This is a genomic window from Blastomonas sp. (assembly GCF_030373265.1).
GTDB lineage: Bacteria > Pseudomonadota > Alphaproteobacteria > Sphingomonadales > Sphingomonadaceae > Blastomonas.
On the sequence record NZ_JAUCZC010000023.1, the window covers coordinates 1 to 23074 of the forward strand.

The window sequence follows — 23074 nt, forward strand, 5'->3', positions numbered from 1 at the left end:
GCCCATGGCTGCGTAACTTAAACCAAACAGCCTCCGGGAAACCCGGTGCGGTTCAATCCGCCACTTTTTTTCAACGATCCCGTCGGAGACGGCAAGGAGCTTGCCCGGCCATTATTGATCCTGAGCTCAGCGTAGAGGTTTCATTCATAAGGATGGAGCCGTCAAGGGATAAGCATACAACCCACATCCTTCGCCGCCTGAATGCCAGCGTGATCGGCCACCTACCCAAATTGGCTCTATAACATCCGTACGCTTTGGCTTACCGTCGGGCTAACGCATTGATACGAGGTCACATGTCGAGAACACGTCTGATTTATCGTTCACAGCCCTTCGGCTTTGATTCCGCCATGCTAGCCAGCATTCTCTCTGCAGCGCGGCGCAACAATCCGCAATGGGAAATCACTGGCGCATTGATTTGTCGCCATGACGTTTATCTGCAACTGATCGAAGGGCCGTCAGCTTCGATCGAGGCATTGTACTCATGCATTTTGAACGATGATCGGCACATCGACATCCGCCTGCTGCTTAAAGAAGAAATGGACGAGCGGCTGTTTCCAGCCTGGTCCATGCTCGATGATCAAGCACCCTCGCTGTTCTGGTCAGCTGATGACGTTGCCAAAGGCGCGTTGGAAGCTGCCAGCCCCCAAGACCTGCGCGCGCCTTTCATCCGTTTGAGCGAAGCGCATCCAGGCTGAAGCTTTCCGCTGCGCCTCCCCATTAATGAAAAGTGAGTCTCCAATGTTCGATGAACCCAACTTTTCAGAAGACGATTATTTGGACTTAGCTGCGATCACGCTTGAAACATTTGCGTATTGCAGCCGTGCAGCGGACAGTGTCGACGAGGCCGAGGTCAGGCGCATTGTTGAATTTTCTCAATCTCGCAATGTCGCCCGCGGTATCACCGGGGTGTTGGTTTTCGGCAGCGGGGTCTTCTTCCAGTGGATCGAAGGCCCACCTACCGAAGTGCAGGGCCTGATCTCCAATCTGCATAATGACGAGCGACATCATGATATTGTCACTCTCGATCGGAGTGTAGAAAAACGGGAGCGTATTTACCCGCATTGGGAGATGGAGCACGTCGAAGCCGATGACATCCGCTCGGTGCTGAAGGAAGCTCTCGAAAGCGCGAAGGATGATGGCAGCGTCGCAGCACTGACACGTATTCTTGAGCAACTCGCTTCGAGACCTTTGCCATCGCTCGGGCGCGCTTAATCACCACGGTAATTAAACATTTCGGCCGATCCCGCTTGTGACTCTGCCACGGATCGGTAGTGGACGAGAGCCCAAGACGGATGCATGCGTCATTGGCATCACCGTAAATGTCGGTATCGCGAAAGGTGATCGCCGAGGCCCAGCCCACCCGCATCAGTTGAGACCGGATCAGCCCAGTAATGTGGAGCCAAGCGACTTCGACGCCGTGCAACCAGACCTCCGGCACTCCACCCAACCCAAGTCATGAGCAGGGCCGATTTGCGATCCCGAAAGCGGGATGGCGGCTTCGGGCGAAATCAGACGTGCAATTCGGCCTTCATGGACGACCGGGTCTGGGTCGGTACAAGCCCGACTGGGTCTACACCCTCCCGCCTATGGACCGTTCTTCGAATAGCCAACCCGGCCATAGGAGAATGATCATGGAAATGACTGCATCTCAAATCGTTGCGACCAAACGTCAGGTCTGGAATGCCGGACGAACCGTCGGTGCGAAGCGTGCACTAAAGCCAAAGCAAATTTGGCAGATCCGGTTCTGCCTCAACCAGAACCGTCGCCTGCGAGATCGCGCACTGTTTGACCTCGCGATTGATAGCAAGCTTCGCGGCTGCGACTTGGTGCGGATGAAAATTGGAGACATTGTCAGCGGAGGACAGATCCGGACGCGCGCAATCGTGATGCAACAGAAAACAGGTCGGCCTGTTCAGTTCGAATTGCTTCCGGACGCAATCACGGCACGGGTGTGGTGATCGGCGAGACGGCGATACTGGGACGCAATGTCCGGCTCTATCAGGGCGTCACGCTGGGTGCGCGCAGCTTTGCGGCCGATGACGACGGGGTCATGATCCGCGACATCGCTCGCCACCCGATCGTTGAGGATGATGTGGTGATCTATGCCGGAGCCACGATCCTCGGCCGGGTCACGATCGGAGCTGGATCCGAGATCGGCGGCAATGTCTGGCTGACGCATGATTTGCCACCCGGCAGCCGCGTCATCCAAGCGCGCGAGCAGAACACTATCTTGGGAACCTGAAGCTGGTCAGGCGCGGTTCCGCAATCGCGCTTGAGCCAGTTCAGGAAACACCTTGCTCACCTTGCCGATCAGATACTCGCCATAGGTGCCGATCGGTTCATGGATATCGAGGCCATCCCACCGCGTCTCGCGCGGAAACACTGACGGTGCCAGTTCGGGTAGCGGTTGCACCTCGGCCTGAAAGTCGGGGTCGAAGAAGAGCGGAAACGAATAGCGCGAGACGCCCGCCCGGTTGACGACGCGGTGCGGGGCGGAGCGAAATCGCCCTCTTGTCAGCCTTTCGAACATGTCACCAATATTTATGACCAGCGTGTCGGCCAACGGCGGCACCGCAATCCAGCCATCGCGGGTGCGGATTTCAAGGCCGCCCTTGTCGTCCTGCGCCAGCAGCGTCAGCAGCCCGTAATCGCTGTGCTCACCGACGCCGTAAGGCGCGGATTGAACCGTTTCGGGATCGGGTGCGGGATAATGGAACAGGCGGAACAGCAAGGTGGGCTGCGCGGTCAGACCCTTGGCGAAATGGTCTGCTTCCAAGCCCAGCGCCAGCGCACAGCCGCGCATGATCGCGTCAGCCGCGCGCACTGCTGCGGCCAGATAAGCGATAACTGCGTGGCGGAGTTCGGGCACTGAATCCGGCCAAAGATTGGCGCCGTGAAGCGGCAGGCCGGCACGTACCCTGGGATCCTCGAAGCCTAGCTCCTCACCGAGATACAGCCCCTCCTTGAGGTCCGGCAGTCCCGAGGTCAGTTCACCCTGAACCGGAAACCAGCCCCGCCAGGCCGTGCCGCCCTTTGCCATGGCGATTTCGGCTTTGATCGCCTCAGGCAAGGCAAAGAAGGCTGCGCTTGCATCGCGCAGATCAAGCAACAGCTTTAGGTCGATGCCGTGGCCCGTCGCATAGAAGAAGCCGAAATTGCTGCAGGCATGATCGATCTGTGCAGCCACCACGCGTTCCTGGTCAGGGTTGGTACGCTCGACCAGCGGCGCAATGTCGATAACGGGCAGCATGGCTGTCACGGCCTCGTTCATGACGGACCGGTCGCGAAGCGCGTCTTGCCGCTGGCCAGTGCGAATCCTCCGGTCTCACCAGCACGGCCCGGCGAGACCGCCGATGGCCTTGAGGTATCGTCACGGGCGATATCGAGCAGCGGAAATAACAGCTCCGCCACGCGATAGGCTTCCTCCAGATGCGGATAGCCGGACAGGATGAAGGTCTCGATGCCGACATCGGCATATTCCGCGATCCGTTCGGCGAGGTTCTCAGCCGACCCCACCAGCGCGGTTCCAGCCCCGCCGCGGACCAAACCGACCCCGGCCCAGAGGTTGGGGGCAACCGTCAGCCTGTCTCGCCGCCCGCCGTGCAGTGCCTGCATCCGCTGCTGGCCAACAGATTCGCTCTGGCTCTGCGCGGCCTGCGCTCGCGCGATCGTCGCATCATCCAGCCTGCTGATCAGCCGGTCAGCCTCGGCCCATGCCGCCCCCTCTGTCTCGCGCACGATGATGTGCAGCCGGATGCCGAACCGAACCTCGCGGCCGTGCTTGGCGGCAGCGGCGCGCACATTGGCAATCTTGGCAGCGACATCGGCCACGGGCTCGCCCCAGGTGAGATAGTGGTCGATATGCTTGCCGGTCAGCGCCACGGCTGGCTCTGATGATCCGCCGATATAGAGCGGCGGTCCGCCCGCCTGGACCGGTGCGAACAGCAGCTCGGAAGCTTCCGCAAACAGATGCTCGCCCTGATAATCGACGGCTTCGCCAGTCATCAGACGCCGCCATACGGCCACGAATTCTTCCGCCAGCGCATAGCGGTCTGCGTGCGCAAGATCGACGCCGTCCGCGCGAAACTCGCTGCGGTCGCCGCCTGCGACGATGTTCACAAGAAGCCGCCCGCCACTGATCCTGTCGAGCGTTGCGGCTTGGCGCGCGGCGAACAGCGGCGATGTGACACCCGGCCGCACGGCGACCAAGAACTTGAGCCGCTGGGTCAGTGGCACCAATGCGCTTGCGACCACCCAACTGTCTTCGCAGGTCTGACCGGTTGGCAACAGCGCGCCTTCAAATCCCAGTCGGTCGACCGCTTGGGCCACCTGCGCCAGATAGGAGAATTCGGTGGGGCGGGATCCTTCTGCTGAACCAAGCCAACGCCCATCGCCATGGGTTGGGATGAACCAGAATGGGCGAATGCTCATGCGGGTGCTCCAGTGGAATGAGGCATTGTCGCAGAGTACCTGCCGGAAGCCTGGACCAACAGCGTCATGCGACAGGTGCTGCAAAGTTGATCGGCCGGGATGCACGTTCGATCTCGATCGTCTCGTTATAGGCTTCCGGCAGGATGGGTTCTACGCCATCGAGAAACAGCGCTGCCCGCGCATCTGCAAGTTCAGGCGCTTCCATTGCCGCAAACAGGGCATGCTGCACGAGCGCGGCGATCGGCTGAGGTGTCGATATTGAAGTGACGAAGGGAAGCGCGGGGACGCTGCGGGAAATCGCGATGATCTTCAGTTGCGCAGCAAGGTCCGGATAAGCTCGCGCCAGTGCAGCAAAACTGACCGCGTCGATGGAAGCGATGTCGCCTTGGCCGAGCGCCACGGACCACATGCTTGCGACATGGCCGCCGGTGAAAAGGATATCACCAAAAAATGGTCTGTAGGCGGCAAGGTCCGACACGGTATGGCGCAGCAGGTTCATCCCCGTGTTCGACTGCGCATCGTTGACCGCTGCCGTGGCCCTGCGAAACTCAGCCAAGCTGGCGCGTGGGTCACTCGACCTGGCTATGATCAAGCTGCGGTGCCGGGTGCCCTCACAATATGCGGCGTTGTAGCGCGGCACGGCAAGCAGTTGCAGACGATCCGAGTAAGACCTCGCGAAAGGATAGCCGCAGCATTGTCCGAATAGCAAAGCGGGGTCCTGCCACTGCGCTTCGACACTGCGTTGCCGCTGCAATCGATCAGGTATGCCTTCGAGCCCTTCGGACTTCAGGCGGTATGCAATCCAGGCCCACAGCGCATCGTTGCCAGCCTGTTGCTGGGGATGGTCATACATGCCGAACATGGCGAAATAGGCGCTCATGATGCTTCGCCTCGATAATCGGGATGAACAAGGTCGTCATGCACGCGGAATGCAAAGCGCCGGATAACGCTCCAGTAGGAGCGGTAGACCGGGCCGCGCACCGCTGATCCGCGTTCGCGCAGCAATCGCTCATTGAAGCCGGGCAAGCGGTACCAAGCAAGATCCGGCCGGGCATGATGTGCCGCATGGAGATTGTTGTTCAGGTACAGGAGGGCAAGCGGACCGCCGCGCTCCACCGTCGCCACGCGCGCAGCGGCATCCGCATCAGCGCGGTGCTCTGCAAAACTGCGCAGCAACGAGAGCGAGGTGCCGGGCAAGACGAAGCAGAGGATATACTGACCCAGCCCCAGGCCGCAGTGGTCAAGCCAGATCAGAATTGCCAACACGCCCCCGGCATGCGGCAACCAGTCACGCAGAACACCACCAGGTTGACGGTAAGCTCGGATCAGTTCGCTCCCCAGAAAGCGAAAGATCGACAGGAAAGGCCCGAGCAGCAGCCGACCGATCAGGCTCTGCTGCACTTTCTCGATAAACCAAACCAGCGTGCCGCTCTTGGCAAGATAGCGCGATTCCGGATCGTCGAACGGGTCGGTCGCGTTGCGGGTTGCATGGTGCGCGATATGGCTGTCTCGGTAGATGCTGTAGGGCAGCCACAGGCTGTACGGAGCCCAGCCCAGTAGGGTGTTGATCGCTCGGCTTCGCGTCGGGTGGCCGTGGATCGTCTCGTGCTGGAGCGAATTGTGCCATGCGATGATCCAGCCGCCGGACAGGAACAGCAGCAAGGGTGGGATCTTGTCATGCCACGCGGTGAGCGCAAACCAACTGGCATGGATGACAACGGCCAGCGCGACCGTCGGCGATTCAACGGTACGCCGAATTACAGGTGCGACATTGCGTTTACGCATCACGCTCACGCCCAACTCTCGGCCACGTCCCGCGGCAGGGACGATGCACCGTGTGAAGGCGCTTGTTGAACTGCGCAGCATATCGATGACAGTCTGGTCGTAGAGCACATAGAAAAGCCTTGTTATGCAACCTCTATAAAGTCTATGAATTCAGTTGAGAAAAGCAAGGGAGGAAATCAATTATACCAGCAAGCAATGTTCGCTCTCGGGCTTGCCGTCGGAAATCCTGCTGCAAAAGGCCGGGTTCGGACATGTTAGCTGAGGCAGTGCACAGCCTGCTAGAAAGGCGCGGGCAGCGAAGTTTTGCCCCGCGACAATATGAGAAACTATGGAGCGCACGAACCTGATGCTTGTCATTCCTACCAGTCTGCCGGTCCTAGACCGGAATTCGACTGTCGCGATAATCGGTGGTGGATTTTCGGGGACCATGCAGGCGATCAATCTGCTGCGGCACGACGGACCTGCGGCTATCCTGATCGAACGGCGCGAGTCCCGATTGGGGCGGGGCGTCGCTTACAGCGCAGCCCATCCCGATCACCTGCTGAATGTCCGCGCCGGCAATATGAGTGCACTTCCGGACGATCCGACGCATTTCGTCAGATGGCTTGTTCGTGAGGGGCTGGGTGACGCGAGCACGTTCGTCCCGCGAACGACTTATGGACAATATCTCAGCGAGATGCTGGACAATGCCGCGCAATCAGCAGGCAGTCGACTCAAGATTGTACCTGCCACAGCGGTTGTGATCCGGCAGGAAGCGGGCAGGCAGGTGATCACATTGGCCGATGGTCGTTCTATCGAAGCCGATGCGTTGGTTCTTGCGATGGGGAATCTGCCGCCCCATGCTCCTCCCGGCTTTCACGAGTCTGCGCTCGGACCCGACGTCTACGCGGATGATCCGTGGGCAGGCGACATATGCGAAGGTTTGACGAGCGACGACGCAGTCCTGCTGTTGGGATCCGGGCTCACCGCGATTGATGCTGCGCTATTGCTCGATGCGAAAGGCTTTCGCGGGCGAATCATCGCCCTTTCGCGCCGAGGCCTGGTGCCCCATGCCCATTGGGACCAGCCACGCAGCCCAAGCGAGATTGCCGAGCTGCCGCCCACCCAGGCAAGCGACCTCACGCGATTCGTGCGATCAAGGGCGCAGGAAAGGCCCTGGCGCGATGCCGTGGATGACCTGCGCCCGCTGACGCAGCGACTCTGGGCGGCGTGCGCGCCGATACAGCGCGAGCGTTTCCTGCGCCATCTGCGGCCATATTGGGATATCCACCGTCATCGGCTTGCACCGCAAGTGGCGGCCAGAATTGCGCAGTTGCAGGCCGAAGGGCGGCTGGGATTCGTCGCGGGCAAGACTGTGTCGTGTGATCCGGGCGCCGGGTTTTTAAATGTGACCTTGCGACCTCGCGGGGAGAGCAACAGCGAAACTCTGAAAGTGCGGCGCGCGGTCAACTGCACCGGGCCGCAGGGTGACCTGCTGCGGACACATGATCCGTTGCTCGGCCAATTGCTGGCCAGCGGGACGATCAGGCCGGACCAACTGCGCCTGGGACTCGATATTGACGACCAGTCGCGGGTCATCGGACGAGATGGCAACGCAAATGATAGTGTCTTTGCCATCGGCCCTATGACCCGTGGGGGCCTTTGGGAAGTCGTGGCGGTTCCCGATATTCGCCACCAGACATGGACATTGGCACGCCGGCTGGCCAATGCGCATTGGGTGGGGGGCGAAGGGCTTTAGTAGGGCTCGAACCATCCCGTGAGTGAGCGCCGGCCTCGGAAATCGCGCGATGTGTCTGACCTCCAAAGGCATTGAAACGGGGCGATCAGGGGCGTAGCTATTTGCGATGTTAAGCCAGAAAGTCCGCTACTCGATCCGTGCTCTACAGCACCTTGCCGACCATTATGGCCAAGGCCTTGTGCAGCTTGACGAAATCGCCGCTGCCCAGAAGATACCTCCCAAGTTCCTGACCGTAATCCTTTCTGAAATGGCGCGGGCGGGACTCGTGCAGTCGCATCGCGGCAAGGATGGAGGCTATGCGCTGGGCCTGCCTCCGGTGGATATCCGTTATGGCGATATCGTCCGGCTGACGCGTGGTTCGCTGGCATTGGTGCCTTGCGCCAGCCGGTATGCCTATGAAAAGTGCAAGAATTGTCTGGAAGAGGACGAGTGCCGCTTGCGAGCATTGATGCTCAAAGTGCGGGATGAAACTGCGCTGATCCTCGATCAAATCACCTTGGCGCATTCCATTCAGCCTGTCCCACCGTTCGGGCCTGCTATCGCACATTGAGACGCTGACAAGCAAAACTATCTTGCCAACTCAAAAGGTAGAGATTAGCCCTGTGACTGCGGGCCATGCTGCATGCAGCCGGTCCGCACCAGTTTTTACAGGGGTTTCACGATGCCACCTTCAAAGCTTACCGAGTCGCTTGCTGCTCCGCAGCGCGATGTTCCGATCGCTGCAATCGCTGACGCCATTTCAAAGCTTCGCTTCGGCGCGGTGGTTCTGACCGTCCACGATGGCAAGCTGGTCCAGATGGACGTGACCGAGCGCCAGCGCTTCAGCTGACCGACATTTTTACATTCCCTCGATTGCCGGGACCGGGACTACCGGACCGGCATTTTTCTGAGGTCATGCTTTGTGCAGCAGCCATACTGTGCCGACCGGACAGCCGGAAGCACTTCCATTCTCGGGGGTCTTTCCAAATGTCCATTTCCATTACCGCGCGCACGTCCGTTGCTGCGCTGGCCATCGCGCTTGCGTTTCAGGCTCCGGCATTCGCTGCTGACACCGACGGCGCCGCAGCCGAAGCCGAAGTGCAGACAGACGATATTGCCGAAGCTCAGCAACAGCCCGGCAACGTGATCATCGTCTCCGCCCGCCGCCGCGACGAATCCTCGCAGGACGTGCCGATTGCGCTCTCGGTGGTCGATGTGACCACGCTCGACAACACCGGCAGCTTCAACGTCAGCCGGTTGACGCAATTGCAGCCGACATTGCAGTTCTACTCCTCCAACCCGCGCAATTCGGCGATCAACATCCGCGGGCTCGGCGCGCCGTTCGGCCTCACTAATGACGGCATCGAACAGGGTGTCGGCATCTATATCGACGATGTCTTCGTCGGCCGGGTGGCGGTGGCGACGCTCGATTTCCTCGATATCGCGCAGGTCGAGACGCTGCGCGGGCCGCAGGGCACGCTCTACGGCAAGAATACGACTGCGGGCGCGATCAACATCACCTCGAAGGAACCGAGCTTCGATTTCGAGGGCCGCGCCGAGGTCACCGCAGGCAATCTCGAGTTCCGCCAGGCCAAGGCATCGGTGTCCGGGCCGCTGTCTGACACTGTCGCTGTGCGTTTCGGGGTTGCGACCACCGATCGGCGGGGCACGATCTTCAACGTCGCCACCGGCACCAACGTGAACGAATTGAACAATCTGGGGATTCGCGGCACGCTGCTGTGGAAGCCGAGCGATTCCCTCAAGGTGACGCTGGCGGGCGACTACAACCGCCAGAACCCCGAATGCTGCGCGCAGATCTATGCGCGCTACGGCAGCACCCAGCGCCCGGCCAACCGCCAGTTCCCCGCGCTGTCGGCGGCGTTCGGCTATGCCCCGCCCAGCCTCGACGCGTTCGACCGGGTGACCGATGTCGATGCCGAACTCAGCGCCAAGAGCATCCTGGGCGGCGCATCGCTCAAGGTCGAATGGGATGTCGGGCCCGGCACGCTGACCTCGGTTTCCGCCTGGCGCTTCTGGGACTGGACCCCGTCGAACGACCGCGATTTCACCGGCCTGCCGATCACGCTCAAGGTCAACAATCCCTCGCAGCAGGAGCAGTTCACGCAAGAGGTGCGCTATGCCGGATCGCTGGGCGACCGCATCGACTTCGTTGCAGGCGTGTTCGGCTTCTATCAGACCATCGACACCCAGGGCATCCAGGAGCAGGGGCCGGCCGCGAGCCGCTGGCTGCTCAACCCGACCAGCGCGCTCGCCAACAACCCGGCGGTGCTCAACGGGCTGGTTGCCAACAACGATATCGGGTTCAAGAACACCAGCGTGGCCGCCTTCGGTCAGCTCAGCTGGAAGGTCACCGATGCGTTCACCATCCAGCCGGGAATCCGCATCAACTACGACAAGAAGACCGGATCGTACAACTCGGTGGTGACCGGAACGGCCTCGAACGGCACCCGCCAGCTGGTCACCTTTAACGGGCCGTTCGCCAACGATCCGTGGATCGTCGCGCAGCGAGGGGTGCTGGCCCCGCAATTCTTCGAGCCCGAATTCAGCGACTGGAACCTGTCGTACGACCTGACCCTGGCGTATCAGATCGCTCCAGACATTCGCAGCTATGCCACTTATGCTAAGACCTTCAAGACCGGTGGCATCAACCTGTCGGGGGTTCCGAACGACGCGGCGGGCAACCCGCTGCTCGCAGCCGGCGCTGTCGCTCCCGAGAAGGTCGATCATTTCGAGGTCGGATTGAAGACGCAGTTCTGGGACCGCCGCGCGACGCTCAACCTTGCCGGTTTCTGGACCGAAATCGGAGACTATCAGGCGACGGTCAACAACGGCCAGCTGGGCGTGCTGCGCGGCTATCTCGCCAATGCGGGCAAGGTGCGGGTGCGCGGGATCGAGGCGGACTTCAGCGTGCGCCCCTCGGAGCGGTTCAACGCCTATGTCAGCGGCGCCTATACCGACCATGAGTATGTTCGCTTCGTCGATGCCCCATGCCCGCCCGAACTGGCTGGCGGCACGACGGTGGGTGCCGGGCAGACACCCGGAGCCCCTGGCGTTCCTGGCGCGCTGAGCCCGGCGAACTGCGATATCTCGGGCCAATGGCTGCCCGGCATTTCGAACTGGGCGTTCTCTTATGGTGCAGAGGCCAATGCGCCCGCCTCGATCTTCGGGCTCGACGGCTTTGCCTATGTCGGGTTCGACGGCAACTACCGCTCCAAATTCTCGTCGAACCCCTCGCGCTCGATCTACACCGACATCCAAGGCTATGCGCTTACCAACTTCCGGCTGGGCTATCGCACCGATGACGGGCTCAACGTCTTCGCTTGGGTGCGCAACGCCTTTGACGTGAACTATTTCGAGCAGCTCGCGGCCAACACCGGCGGCAACACCGGCCTGATAGCCGGACAACCCGGCGACCCGCGCACCTTCGGCCTGACCCTTGCCTCCAGTTTCTGACCCCTCCAGCCAAGAAAGGGACCAGACATGCTGGACCTGAGTATCCTGAACCCCGCCGATATCTGGCCCTTCATCCTCGCGGGCTTTGCCGCGCAGATGGTGGATGGCGCGCTGGGGATGGCGTTCGGCGTCATCTCCAGTACGCTGCTCGTCTCGGTGCTCGGCGTGCCGCCCGCACAGGCTTCAGCGGGCGTCCATCTGGCCGAGGTGTTCACTACCGGGGCATCGGGGCTCAGCCATGCCTGGCACCGCAACATCGACTGGAAGCTGTTCAGCCGGCTGGTGCTTCCGGGGATCGGCGGTGGAGTTCTGGGCGCCTATGTTCTGTCCAATATCCATGCTGAGGTCGCCCGCCCGCTGGTGATGGCCTATCTTGCGGGCGTCGGCGTACTGCTATTGTATCGCGCGTGGAAATTCCCGCCGAACAAGTTCAAGGATCCGCGCATCGTCGCGCCGCTCGGCGCTGCAGGAGGCTTCCTTGATGCAGCAGGCGGCGGCGGCTGGGGACCGGTGGTCACCTCCAACCTGCTGATCCAGGGCAGCGAACCGCGCAAGGTGATCGGTACGGTGAGCGCGTCGGAATTCTTCCTGACCGTCTCGATCTCGGTAACCTTCATTCTGACATTGGGGTTCGAGGCGTTTACCAATGCGACCATCGGCTTGCTGATTGGCGGTGTATTGGCTGCGCCATTCGGGGCGCTTTTGGCCAAGCGCGTTAAACCTCGCGCCTTGCTATTGCTGGTTGGCGTCGTGCTGACGGTGACCAGTGTGTTCAGTATCTACAAAGCCTTGGCATAAGACTATCTCGCCACGATGACGGCGGAATGGATGAGCACACCCATTCCGCCGTCGATATTTTGCTGTCTTACAGAGTTACATCACGCGGCCAACCGGGACGGTGCGTGACAGGCGTAGACCTCTCGGATCTGTCGAACTGCGCTTCAACCCCATCGAGCAACCGCATCAGCAGCGACTTGCCCGCCGCCCAATCGCCGATATCGGACGCCGCATTGATGTGGCCAAGGCGCCCGGCATCGACATTATCGCTGCCCCAGAAGCTGGCGAGGCGATAGGCACGATCAGGGGAGATATACGTATCGTCGCGGCTGCTCACCAGAATCGAGGGGAAGGGCAGGACGCCGCGAGCGGAGGGTGCGAACGCATTGAGCCGGGGGTCGCTCGGTGCGTTGTCGACTTCGGGCGGTGCCACCAGCAGCGCACCGACGACAGGGCCATGCGACGTCGGCCGTTCGAGCGCGGCCCACCAGGCGACCGCGTGGCAGCCAAGGCTGTGAGCGACCAGGACGATCGGGCCCTGCGTCTGGCGGATCGCCAGGTTCAGGCGGTTGACCCAGGCATTGCGGTTGGGAAGCGACCAGTTGCCCATATCGACACGGTGGCAGTTCGGCCACTGGAGCTCCCAGTGTGTCTGCCAATGGGCAGGGCCGCTGTTGTCCAGTCCGGGCACGAGCAGGATCGTAGGCTCCTGCAGGTCACGAGTACGAAAGGCTGACATCAAACATCTCCTTTGCGTTTTCTTTTACCGGCGCTTGGGCACCGGTGCGGCCAAGGCCAACATGGCATCAACCGACCATCACAAGATATTCTCTATTCTTTTAATAGACAAGTGGTTTGTGGCCAGATGAGGGTCTGGTGCGCCATCCTGTTGGAAGGCGTCGGTTGAACGCGGCGTCAAGGCATGGGGACGCAGTCGGCGTCAGCACTGCTATCAAGGCCCGCACGAGTCGAGGCCTTCGGCTTAGTTGAGACCTCCAAGCCATTCCGCGATCATCGCCTGTCCTGCGGCGACGGCAGAGGGACCGAGCTGGTCGTAGTCGTGCGCCAGTCGCCGTTCGCAGATATTTTGCGCACTCAGGCACGGACCCGATTCGGCGATCCAGTGATGAACACGCGGATCGAGCCCCATCTCTGCGTGGAACTGCAGCGCCAGCAATTCGGGGCCGCGCCGGAACGCCTGGTGCGGATAGGTCGCGCTGCTCGCCAGCCATTCGGTGCGATGGGGCAGATCGAACGTATCGCCGTGCCACTGCAGGATGGGGGTGTCCTGCAGATGGGTCAGCGGGCTTTGCTGGCCCGATGGGGTCAACTCGATCTGCGTGAACCCGATCTCGTGGACGCCACCGGGATAGACACGCGCGTCCAGCGCGGCGGCAATCATTTGGGCGCCAAGACATATGCCAAGGGTCGGGCAATCCCTGGCCAATCGACCTGCCACCCGCTCGATCTCGTGGGCGATCCAGGGGTGCTCGTGGCGGTCATAAACCCCCATGGGGCCCCCCATGAGAACCACCAGATCGGGCGCATCGAAGTCGATATCGGCAAACCCAGGGTCGGTCACATCGACCCGGTCGATCGTATAGCCTGCGTGCTCGATCGGCTCGCGAAAGCCGGCGATCCCCTCATAGGGAACATGCCGAACCAGAAGCGCGGTCTTGGTCAAAGTGTCCAAACCTGAAGCATGATCATGGTTGCTGCTCCTCCGATTCAAACCGCTCGCGGCGGGTCACTTCGAGCAGCACAACTTTGCCTGCTCGCAGATTAATCGTCACAGAACCGTAATCCACGCTGAGCAGTGCATCGGCAATGGTCGGCAGGCTTTGCTGGATGAAAGCCCGCCTTTCCTCCTGAACGGCGCTGCCATCTTCAGAAGTCTTCGTCATCTGCCCTGAACCTCCTGGATCAGATCACGCCTGCCTGAATTGGGGCTCATGGCCGGTACAGCGTCTGGTCGGGGAGGATGACACCGACATCATTCGCATAACGATCCCATTCACCGACAAGCGATGCGTGGATGGCGCGCTGGCGGCTGGCCTGGTCGCCTGTTTCGCCCGGGTCCGCTGCGATATTGAACAGCCGCCAGCGCCCGTCACCGGTATCCACCAGCTTCCAGTCGCCTCTGCGCACCGCGCGAGAGCCGAACAGCTCGGTGCCGATGGCGACGTCAGCCGGCCAGACACGGTCGGAGCGGCTGCGCAACCAATCGCTCCAACTGCGACCCCGCACAGGCTGGATGCGATCAGGGTTGGCTCCTTCGGCGGGATGCGCAACGCCGGCCAAGTCCAGAAACGTAGGGACGACGTCCATCACGCTGAGATATTCGCGGGCTACTCCGCCCTGTTTCGCAAGGCCAGGATAGCGCAGGATGGCGGTCGCGCGCGTCCCGCCTTCGGTTGCATAAGCTTTGTACAGCCAGGACGGGGCCGTCGCTGCCTGCGCCCAGCCGGGACCATAAGCGACGTAGGACGCTGCCGTGCCGCGGCTTTTGAGACTGTTGTCCGCATTGGCCAGCCGCTGCTTCACCGATGGCAGCTCGCTTCTGGCGAAGTCGACACCTTCAGCTCCATTGTCCGCCATGAACAGGATGACGGTGTTGTCGAGTTCGCCGATGCTGCGCAGATGGTCGATCACCAGGCCGATGTTGCGGTCCATCCGGTCCACCATGGCAGCGTAGATTTCCATATCGCGCGCTGTGATTGCCCTGTCGGCGGCGCTCAGCGAAGACCAGCGCGGGGTGCGGCTGTCGGCCTTGTGCACTGGTGTCTTGGGGTCGAGCAGACCCAGCGCGATCTGCCGCTTGATCCGCTGTTTGCGCAACGCCTCATAGCCCGCGTCATAGCGGCCCTTGTATTTCTCGATATCGGCGCGCGGGGCCTGCAACGGCCAGTGCGGTGCGGTGAAGGCGAGATAGGCAAAGAACGGCGCCTCGCTGCTCTGGCCACCGATCTGTGCGACCAGGGCTTGCGCGAAATAGTCGGAGGAATAGAAATCGTCCGGCAGTTTGGTCACCACCTCGCCATTGCGGGTGTAGGTCGTGGGGCCCTTTCGGTCGGATGCGCCGAGCCCGAAATGGTTGTGGCCGCCCTGCAGCAGGGCAAAGCTCGACTGGAACCCGCGCGCGAATGGATCCTGCTCTGCCGTTAAGCCGAGGTGCCATTTGCCCGAAAACACAGTGCGATAGCCGCTGCTGGCGAGGATTTCCGCGAGCGTTGCCACATCGCGGCGCAGATAGCCTTCATGGCCCGGCTTGCCCTTCTGGTTGGGGGCGACCAACTCGGCCATCGTTCCCAATCCGGCGCGGTGGTTGTCAGTGCCCGATAGTAACATCGAACGGGTAGGAGAGCAGGTTGGCGCGACGTGGAAACCCGTCAGTCGCAGCCCCTGATAGGCCAAGGCGTCGAGTTGGGGCGTGGCGATCTCGCCGCCGAATGCACCGATGTCCGAAAAGCCCAGATCATCGGCGACGATGATCAGGAAGTTGGGACGTTCGGGAGTCTTCGCCGCCGCCGGTGCGGTCATGCTGCTGACGGCCAGAACAAGAGCGAATGCGCGCATCAGGGACATGGACAAACCTTCGTGGGTATCGCGTGACAAAAAAGCGGCGACCCGTGCCGAAAGGGGGAAAGCACGGGTCGCCAGGGTGGGAGAGAGGGTTATTCGGCCGGTTCGAGCTGTGCTGCGCGCTCCTTCTTCACCGTGCGGCTCTGGCGGCCGTCGATGCCGACCGGGATGCTGCCGGCGATGGTCGCACGGCGCAGCGTGCGGCGTTGCAGGCCGAAATCGGCGATGGCGCGGTGCTGGGTGGCGCGGTTGTCCCAGATCGCCACATCGCCCGCACGCCAGCGCCAGCGCACAGTGTTTTCCGGTTTGGTGATGTGATCCTGGAGGATGTTGAACAGCCGCTGCGAGTCCGCGCTGTTCAGCCCGACGAACTGCTTGACGAAATGGCCGAGCAGCAGGCTGCGCTCGCCGCTGACCGGGTGGACGCGCACCACCGGATGCTCGGTCTCGTAAACGGTCGAGGCGAAGACCTTGCTGTATTCCTCGGATCGTTTGGCATCCTTGCTGCCCAGCACGGCGGCATAGTCGTACTTGTTCGAATGCACCGCCCACAGGCCATCGACCAGCGTCTTCAGCGCTTCGGGCAGCTCTTCATAGGCGGTGACGCCGTTGGCCCAGAGCGTGTCACCGCCCGCCTGCGGAATGGTGATGGCGCGCAGGATCGAGGCTTCGGGATAGGCATCGACGAACGTCACGTCGGTGTGCCAGCTGGAGGCTGCGTAACCCTCTTTCGTGTCGAGATCGAGCAGGTAGTGCGATCCTTCGGCGACAGGCACAGTGGGGTGTGCCACCGGATCGCCCAGGCGCGCGGCAAAAGCTTCGTGCCGGGCATTGTCGAGTCCGTCCTGATCGCGGAAGAACAGCACCTTGTGGCGGACCAAAGCGGTCTTGATCGCAGCGATGCTGTCCTCATCAAGCTCGCCCGAAAGCGCGACGCCGCGCACCTCTGCACCGATGCGTCCGGCGACGGGGACGATGTCCAGCGGGCTTTGCGGGTCGGCGGCATTGATGAAGCTGTTGATGGGATTGGTCATGGTTTTTCTCCTGGTTCGAATGAGGGGTCGGGGGGCCTGTCGGTCAGGTTGCTTGGGAGCCGGGACCGTAAGGACGGTCGCCAACGATCGTCACACGTTCCATGTGGCGCGGCTCATCATAGTCGGGGACGGCGTAGTGCTGGGTCGCCTGGTTGTCCCAGAAGGCGATCGACCCCGGCCTCCAGCTCCAGCGGACCTGGAATTCGGGACGTTTGATCTGGTCGAACAATCGTGAGAGCAGGGCCGTGCTGGCCTGCGGGCTCAGACCCACGATGTGCCGCGTGAACACCGAGTTGACATAGAGCGCCTTCTCGCCGGTCTCCGGGTGAATGCGGACCACCGGATGTTCGACCGGAGGAAACTCGTTGCGCAGTGCCTCGCGCTTCTCCTCGCTGTCGAGGAACTTGAGGAAGATGCTGGGATCGTGCAGCGCGGTCAGGCCGTCGATCTGTTCGCGGATCGCCTCGGGCAACTGCGCATAGGCATCGACAGCGTTGGCGAACACCGTGTCTCCGCCCAGCGATGGCGATTCAATCGCGCGCAGCACCGCGCCTGCCGAAGGATTGGGGCGGAAGGTGGTGTCGGTGTGCCAGTTGCTGTCGGTCGTTCCCTTGTACCGCTCGCGCAACTGGTTCGACACCAGAGGCAGGATTTCAGGGAAGTCGGGGTGCGAGAAGACCGGGTGCACCTCAAGCGAACCGAAGTTCGCAGCAAAGGCGATATGCTGTTCAGGCGTCAGATGCTGGTCGCGGAAGAACAGCACCCGGTATCGGAGCAGCGCCGTTTTCAGCCCGATGCGATAGGCTCCGGACAGCGGCTGCCGCAGGTCGATACCGGTCACCAGCGCACCGAGGCTGGGTTGCAGCGGTTCGAGGCTGACGGTGCCGGGTGATTTGCCAAAATCAAAGGACTGGTAGGTCATGGGGGGCTCCTCTCTTCGTTATTCAGCGGGGACTAGTGCGGCTTCGCGCGCGTCGAGTTCGCGGCGGATTTCGGCATGGCGGCTCTCGTCGAGCGGGAAGCCTGCGATCAGCCAGGCGGACAGGGCGTGGGCGAGTGCCGGGCCGAGGGCAAAGACCAGCAGCAGGCCGGTCAGCGCTTCAGGCGTGTTGACCGCCTTGGGATCGAAACCGAGCCAGGCAACCAGCGGCAATGCGATGCCGATGGCGACCGCGGTGGCGGATTTGCCTGCCAGGCTGAACACTGAGTAATAAAGCCCGGCGCGGTCGTTGCCGGTATCGAGGCGGTGCTTGTCGGCAACATCGGCGACGATGGCGCGCAGCATCAGATTGCCTGAGCCCTGTGCCAGACCCTGCGCCAACGTCAGGCCGAGCAGGAGAGCCATATTGTCGGGTGTCACCAGCAACAGGCCCAGGTTGATCACCACCTGCACCAGTTCGCCAGCCACTGCCGTGCGGTGCTTGCCAAGGCGGTAGCCGATCTTGAGCCAGATCGGCCCTGCCAGCACGCCGAACACGAACTGGAACAGGAAGAGTCCCGCCGCCCATTCGGGCCGACCCATATAGAAGGTGACGAAAAAGACGATCAGCGCGGAGCGGATATGCTGGCCCAGCGTGACGGCGAAATCCGACGCAAGCACCCGGAGCAAAAGCCGGTCGCCGACAAGCGAGCGGAAGAGGCTTCCAAACGGCTGGCGCGGTGCGGCGACGACAGGTGGCGGGGTTTCGCGGAAAGACGTCAGCGTCAGAAACAGTGCAGGCAAGATCGTGACAGCAACCAGCCCGCCCATGAGCGCCAGTTTGAGCTTGCCGTCGCCGGGGCGGTACTGATCGGCAATTGTGGGCAGGATCAAGGTGATCAGAAGAGCAGCTGCGGTAACCACGGTCTGGAATGTCGCGACACGCGTGCGCTCATGATACCGGCCAGAAATTTCGCCCGACCAGGCGAGGAACGGGATCTGTACCGCTGTCCAGCCCAGGTAAAAGAAGAACAGCACGATCGCGAGATATGCGGGCGTCACGGACAGAGGCGGGAAGAACAGGAAGTAGGCCGACGAGGCAAACAACAGACCGCCCGCTGCAATCCACGGCTTGCGCCGTCCAAAGCGCGAGCGGGTGCGGTCGCTGAGCACCCCCATGAACGGATCGAGGATCGCATCCCACAGCCGACCGACCAGAAAGATGAGGCCAATGGTGGTCAGCGGCAGACCGTGGTCCTGCGCATAGACCGGGGGCAGATAGACCCCGAGCGGGAGCCCGGCTGCTGCGACCGGCACCGCGATTGCGGAGAAGCGCGTCAGTCGCCAGCTGGACAGGCGTTGCTCGTCTTGCACCGGCTTTGACGCTGCAGCGTGCGGGAAGGGGAAGATCGTTGCCATGGCGTTTCCCTCAGATCTTGGTGCGCAAGGTTGCGCCGATGGTTCTTGGTTCACCGATGATCGCCGTGATCGCACCGGTGTTGGCGGGGCTCAGCGTCTGGAAATATTCGGTGTCGGTGAGGTTGCGTGCCCAGATCGACAGGTCGATCGCGCCGTCATCCAGCCGCACGCCGATGCGCGCGTTCAGCACGCCATAGCCCTCGACCTCGCCATAGCGGGACAGGCTGACAGTGGTGTTGAACGAAGACCGGTGCGAGAAATCCGCGTGGCCATAGAGTTCAAGCGTGCGGCCATCGCGCTCGAGCAACGGCTGCGATGCATCGAGGCCCAAGGTGTAGGTGAACTTCGGCACGCCCGGAATCTGCTCGCCTGTGAGGTCCTGAATACCGCCGAGGTTGAGGTTTTCAGGCGCCTGCGGGGCGTTGCGGTAGTTGAGGAAGGTCGCATCGACATACGATCCCGAAGCGGTGAAGCTCAGCCACTCAGTGGGCGCTATGACCAGATCGGCCTCGACCCCGCGCGAGCGCACCTTGGGGATGTTGGCGATATACTGTCGGACGTTGACCGTACCTGGCGTGATCTCGGTGATCGCAGTCTGGTAATCGGTGGTCTCGGTCCAGAAGCCGGCGAGGTTGAAGGTGACGCGCCGGTCCCACAGCTGGCTCTTGAAGCCGAGTTCGAAGTTGTCGACCTTCTCTGGCCGAACGTCGGGGTCGATGCCGGCGGGCAGGTTGGTGAGGTTGAGACCGCCCGACTTGTTGCCGCGCGAGTAGGTGCCGTAGGCCAGCAATTCCGGCGTTGGCTTCCACGAGAGGCTGAGCAGGCCCGACAGGCTGTTGTCGGTAAAGCTTGTTTCGAAGCTGGTGACGGGGTTGAACTGGTTGCGGATCGCCAGTGCTGCAGCCGCCTGCCCCGCGGGAAGAGTGGCCAGGTTGACGCCCGCCACATGGAACTGGCTGAACGCGCCCGATTTCTTCTCGTTGGTGAAACGCAGACCGCCGGTCAGTGCCAGCGTGTCGGTGATGTTCCAGTCGGCCTGGCCGAAAAAGGCGAGGCTCTTGGTCTCGGGCGTCGAGATCGAGTTGGCCTCGAACCCATTGAGCGCGGCGTTGCCGACGGCAGCGGGCACGGTTGGCAGGTTCCAGTTGGCGGCGTTGGCGCCATAAGCCGTAGCCCCGAAGCCGCGCACGATCTGCCAGAAATAATAGGCACCGACGACGTAATCGATGGTCTGCTTTCCGGTCGAAGCGAGCCGCACCTCCTGACTGAACTGCCGCTGCCGGTTTGCCTGTTGCGCCTTGGTGACGATCGGCAGCGCGGTCGCGTCGCCATCATTGGCCGGGTTCCAGTCCCACCATCGATAGGCGGTGATCGACGTCAGCGCGGCATTACCCAGGTCCCAGTCGATCTGGCCCGACGCGCCATAGCTGTCCATATTCGACTGGTACGGGGAGTTGGAATCGCCAATGCGTGCGAATGGATCGACCGGCAGCGGGGTGTATCCGGCGCGCGCGGCGCGCTGCAGGAAGTTGTTCGGGATGGCCGCGCCGTTGTCGTAGTTCGAGAAGATCCCCGCGAAGACGTTGAGCACGAAATCCTGTTTCTGGCGGGAGAAGTCACCAATCAGCTTGATGTCGAGATTGCTCGCCGGACGGATCAGCAACTGGCCGCGCGCCGAAAAATTGTCGTAGTTCTGGGCGTCGGCGCGCTGGGTGACGTTGTAGAGAAAGCCGTCGCGGTGCGTGTCGGCCAGGGTCAGGCGGAAGGCGACGACATCACCGATCAGCGGGCCCGAAAGCGATCCGCGAACCTGGTGATAGCCAAAATCACCCAGCGTGGCCTCGCCCTGGAACTCGGGCTCGAACACCGGCGCGCGGGTAGTGATGTTGATCGCGCCTGCGGTCGTGTTCTTGCCGAACAGCGTACCCTGCGGGCCGCGAAGCACCTCGATCTGCTGGAGATCGACCAGATCGAACTGCGACTGGCCGACGCGGCCATAATAGACGTTGTCGATGTACACCCCGACGCCGTTCTCCAGCCCGTCATTGGTCAGCGCGACATTGGAACCGAGCCCGCGGATGTTCACGTTGGTGTTGCGCGGGTTGAAGCTGAACACCTGAAGGCTGGGGACCAGCTGCTGGATCTGGCCGAGCGTGAAATTACCGGTCGCCTCCAGCTGGGTGTTATCCACCACGCTGAGCGCAATCGGCACGTCCTGCGCACTTTCCTCGCGCCGCCGCGCCGTGACGACGATGGCAGCAGAAGCAGCCTCGGCCTCTTCGGCAACGGTCTCTCCGGTGACGGACTGGTCTTCGGCTGCGTGAGCGGGGTGAGCACTCAACAATGCGATTGCGGCCGACCCCAGCAGGGCAGCGAACCGTCGCTTGCGGACAAGCCGGGCTTTAAGTTCGGATGTATAGGTCATGCCGCGCGTCTCCGGCTCGCGGAGACAGAGGGGGCCGAAACCCCGCCATCATAGGCATCATCGGCGCACGGGTCTGGGAACTTGAGGATCACCGGAGCGCGTGGAGCGGTTGCAACCGGGTCCGGGAAAGGACCGTAAAGGGCAGCGAGGCTCTGCTGGATCGAAACGGGATATTGCGCCAGGTCGGCGGTCGTGAAGGCTGATTGTACAGGCATGAGGCACCGTTCGCTTCCCCGACGCCAGACGGGGAAACGCCATCAAATAGGTTCTGAATGTGGGCGCGCCGGGCTTCAGACAGACGTGAAGGGACAGACCGCGCCATCGGGTTGCCGAAGGCCGGGGTTGCTGTGCCGGTGTCGTGATGTCTTGTGGCTGCGGCATGCGCATGGACGCGCTGAAAAGCGGTTCAGGGTGTCAGGTCTTACACATGATCGTTCGCATCGTTTTCTCCCCAAAGAGACGTGGGGGGAACACGGTGCCTGGCGCTGTCGCCTTCAGCATCGCGCGCTTTAGCCTTTGGTAACGCGGAGCAAGCTGCTTCCCATTCAAATGCCGCGGGCCTCATTTGGGCCTTAGTGCGGATGGGGGCAGAACCCCGATCCGCAGTTACCTAACTATATCAGTTGAGAATGGCAGTCAACCCCATCGATAGGCTTGGCTACTCAAAAAAATCTGTCACTCCCTGATAGCTCGGCTTTGCTCGGTCTTTGCTGACCAGCGTTCAACCGGCGATCATCTTAGCGCCCGCCGCGAGCAGCAGCAGCGCCAGCACGCCCCGCATCCATAGATCCGGTAACAGGCGACTGCCGACAAACGCACCGATCACGCCGCCTGCCGCGACTGCGACAATCCAGTACGACATAGCGGGAGGAACCTGGCTCCAGGTCGCATAGCTGCCAAGCAATGCTGCACCCGAGTTCATCAGATTATAGACTGCGGTGGTGGCCGCCATCTGCCGGACTGTGCCCCAGCGCATGGCGAGGATCACGGGCGCAAGAAATACGCCGCCGCCTGTCCCGGTGGTGCCCGACACAAAGCCGATAACTGCGCCGGTGGCGAGTGCTGGCCAGAAAGGCGCTTTGATGGCGTCGGTATCCTGAGGCAGTTTGCGCTGGACGGCGCTGCGCACCATCAAGCCTGCGGCAACGATCAGCAGACCACCCACCAGCGGCAGATAAACATCGCCGGGCAGCTGCGTTGCGCCGCCGATCAGCGAAAACGGAATGCCCAGGACGGCAAACGGATAGATGTCGCGCCAGGAAAGCCGACCCACCCGCCAGAATTGATATGTGCCGATTCCCGCAACCAGCAGGTTGAGCATCAGCGCGGCACTCTTCATCGCGATCGGGTCTATTCCCGCCAGCCCGAACACCGCGATGTAGCCTGTCGCCCCGGCCTGACCGACCGAGGCATAGATCAACGCAACCACGAACAAACCAACCGTGACCCAGATGTTCTTCAGCGATTCCATTCGTGTCCCTTTATAGCCCGCCGCACGGCATGGCTTATGC

General features: G+C 61.9%; 20 protein-coding genes and 2 pseudogenes. 9 read left to right on the forward strand and 13 right to left on the reverse strand.

Features of this window, described 5'->3' with window-relative positions; all coding sequences use genetic code 11:
* The first annotated feature begins 293 nt into the window (after positions 1-293).
* The 4 genes and pseudogenes from QUV11_RS13440 to QUV11_RS13455 form a co-directional block, all read left to right on the forward strand.
* The gene (locus QUV11_RS13440) at positions 294-695 is read left to right on the forward strand and encodes a BLUF domain-containing protein (RefSeq protein WP_300883404.1); all 402 of its coding nucleotides are present in this window, start codon (positions 294-296) and stop codon (positions 693-695) included.
* Between the two features lie 43 nt (positions 696-738).
* A complete protein-coding gene (locus tag QUV11_RS13445; protein ID WP_300883405.1) occupies positions 739-1212 on the forward strand; it encodes a BLUF domain-containing protein in 474 nt (157 codons plus the stop codon).
* A 419-nt stretch (positions 1213-1631) separates the two neighbouring features.
* Positions 1632-1937: pseudogene (locus QUV11_RS13450) on the forward strand (integrase); the annotation flags it as partial.
* Positions 1937-2242, forward strand: a pseudogene (locus QUV11_RS13455) (serine O-acetyltransferase); the annotation flags it as partial. The pseudogenes QUV11_RS13450 and QUV11_RS13455, both read left to right, overlap by 1 nt.
* 6 nt (positions 2243-2248) lie before the next feature.
* Here the strand turns inward: QUV11_RS13455 and QUV11_RS13460 are convergent.
* The 4 genes from QUV11_RS13460 to QUV11_RS13475 all read right to left on the reverse strand — a co-directional run bounded on the left by QUV11_RS13460 (position 2249) and on the right by QUV11_RS13475 (position 6216).
* Positions 2249-3250: a 2-oxoglutarate and iron-dependent oxygenase domain-containing protein gene (locus tag QUV11_RS13460; RefSeq protein ID WP_300883453.1), complete on the reverse strand. Its 1002-nt coding sequence runs from the start codon at positions 3248-3250 to the stop codon at positions 2249-2251.
* A 17-nt stretch (positions 3251-3267) separates the two neighbouring features.
* Positions 3268-4431: an FMNH2-dependent alkanesulfonate monooxygenase gene (gene ssuD, locus QUV11_RS13465; RefSeq protein WP_300883406.1), complete on the reverse strand. Its 1164-nt coding sequence runs from the start codon at positions 4429-4431 to the stop codon at positions 3268-3270.
* A gap of 64 nt (positions 4432-4495) precedes the next feature.
* Positions 4496-5311: a PhnD/SsuA/transferrin family substrate-binding protein gene (locus QUV11_RS13470; RefSeq protein WP_300883407.1), complete on the reverse strand. Its 816-nt coding sequence runs from the start codon at positions 5309-5311 to the stop codon at positions 4496-4498.
* Positions 5308-6216 (reverse strand): fatty acid desaturase, encoded by a 909-nt coding sequence (locus tag QUV11_RS13475; protein ID WP_300883454.1) that lies wholly within the window; start codon positions 6214-6216, stop codon positions 5308-5310. Before QUV11_RS13475 ends, QUV11_RS13470 begins: the two co-directional genes overlap by 4 nt.
* Positions 6217-6562: 346 nt before the next feature.
* Here QUV11_RS13475 and QUV11_RS13480 point away from each other — a divergent pair, with 346 nt between their 5' ends.
* The 5 genes from QUV11_RS13480 to QUV11_RS13500 all read left to right on the forward strand — a co-directional run bounded on the left by QUV11_RS13480 (position 6563) and on the right by QUV11_RS13500 (position 12205).
* Positions 6563-7954, forward strand: coding sequence for an FAD/NAD(P)-binding protein (locus QUV11_RS13480; protein ID WP_300883455.1), 1392 nt, complete (start codon positions 6563-6565; stop codon positions 7952-7954).
* A 106-nt stretch (positions 7955-8060) separates the two neighbouring features.
* Positions 8061-8504 carry an Rrf2 family transcriptional regulator gene (locus QUV11_RS13485; protein WP_300883408.1) on the forward strand — a complete coding sequence of 148 codons (444 nt, stop codon included), beginning with the start codon at positions 8061-8063 and terminating at the stop codon, positions 8502-8504.
* Between the two features lie 111 nt (positions 8505-8615).
* The gene (locus QUV11_RS13490) at positions 8616-8783 is read left to right on the forward strand and encodes a YezD family protein (protein WP_300883409.1); all 168 of its coding nucleotides are present in this window, start codon (positions 8616-8618) and stop codon (positions 8781-8783) included.
* Between the two features lie 137 nt (positions 8784-8920).
* Positions 8921-11407 carry a TonB-dependent receptor gene (locus tag QUV11_RS13495; RefSeq protein ID WP_300883410.1) on the forward strand — a complete coding sequence of 829 codons (2487 nt, stop codon included), beginning with the start codon at positions 8921-8923 and terminating at the stop codon, positions 11405-11407.
* 27 nt (positions 11408-11434) lie between these two features.
* Entirely contained in the window at positions 11435-12205 is a 771-nt protein-coding gene (locus QUV11_RS13500; protein WP_300883411.1) for a sulfite exporter TauE/SafE family protein, read from the forward strand.
* Positions 12206-12272: 67 nt separating this feature from the next.
* On the opposite strand, the gene QUV11_RS13505 is transcribed toward QUV11_RS13500, so the two are convergent.
* From QUV11_RS13505 to QUV11_RS13545, 9 genes are all read right to left on the reverse strand, one after another.
* On the reverse strand, positions 12273-12923 hold the full coding sequence (locus tag QUV11_RS13505) for an alpha/beta hydrolase (protein ID WP_300883412.1): 651 nt from the start codon (positions 12921-12923) through the stop codon (positions 12273-12275).
* A gap of 243 nt (positions 12924-13166) precedes the next feature.
* Entirely contained in the window at positions 13167-13868 is a 702-nt protein-coding gene (locus tag QUV11_RS13510; RefSeq protein ID WP_300883413.1) for a glutamine amidotransferase, read from the reverse strand.
* Between the two features lie 22 nt (positions 13869-13890).
* Positions 13891-14088: a DUF2292 domain-containing protein gene (locus QUV11_RS13515; RefSeq protein WP_300883414.1), complete on the reverse strand. Its 198-nt coding sequence runs from the start codon at positions 14086-14088 to the stop codon at positions 13891-13893.
* A gap of 46 nt (positions 14089-14134) precedes the next feature.
* The gene (locus tag QUV11_RS13520; RefSeq protein WP_300883415.1) at positions 14135-15769 is read right to left on the reverse strand and encodes an arylsulfatase; all 1635 of its coding nucleotides are present in this window, start codon (positions 15767-15769) and stop codon (positions 14135-14137) included.
* An 89-nt stretch (positions 15770-15858) separates the two neighbouring features.
* Positions 15859-16800 carry a TauD/TfdA family dioxygenase gene (locus tag QUV11_RS13525; RefSeq protein WP_300883416.1) on the reverse strand — a complete coding sequence of 314 codons (942 nt, stop codon included), beginning with the start codon at positions 16798-16800 and terminating at the stop codon, positions 15859-15861.
* Positions 16801-16843: 43 nt separating this feature from the next.
* Positions 16844-17722, reverse strand: coding sequence for a TauD/TfdA family dioxygenase (locus QUV11_RS13530; RefSeq protein WP_300883417.1), 879 nt, complete (start codon positions 17720-17722; stop codon positions 16844-16846).
* Positions 17723-17740: 18 nt separating this feature from the next.
* A complete protein-coding gene (locus QUV11_RS13535) occupies positions 17741-19138 on the reverse strand; it encodes an MFS transporter (RefSeq protein WP_300883418.1) in 1398 nt (465 codons plus the stop codon).
* Positions 19139-19148: 10 nt separating this feature from the next.
* Positions 19149-21563, reverse strand: a complete 2415-nt coding sequence (locus QUV11_RS13540; protein WP_300883419.1) for a TonB-dependent receptor — start codon at positions 21561-21563, stop codon at positions 19149-19151.
* A 721-nt stretch (positions 21564-22284) separates the two neighbouring features.
* Positions 22285-23034 (reverse strand): sulfite exporter TauE/SafE family protein, encoded by a 750-nt coding sequence (locus QUV11_RS13545; protein ID WP_300883420.1) that lies wholly within the window; start codon positions 23032-23034, stop codon positions 22285-22287.
* Positions 23035-23074: the final 40 nt, after the last annotated feature.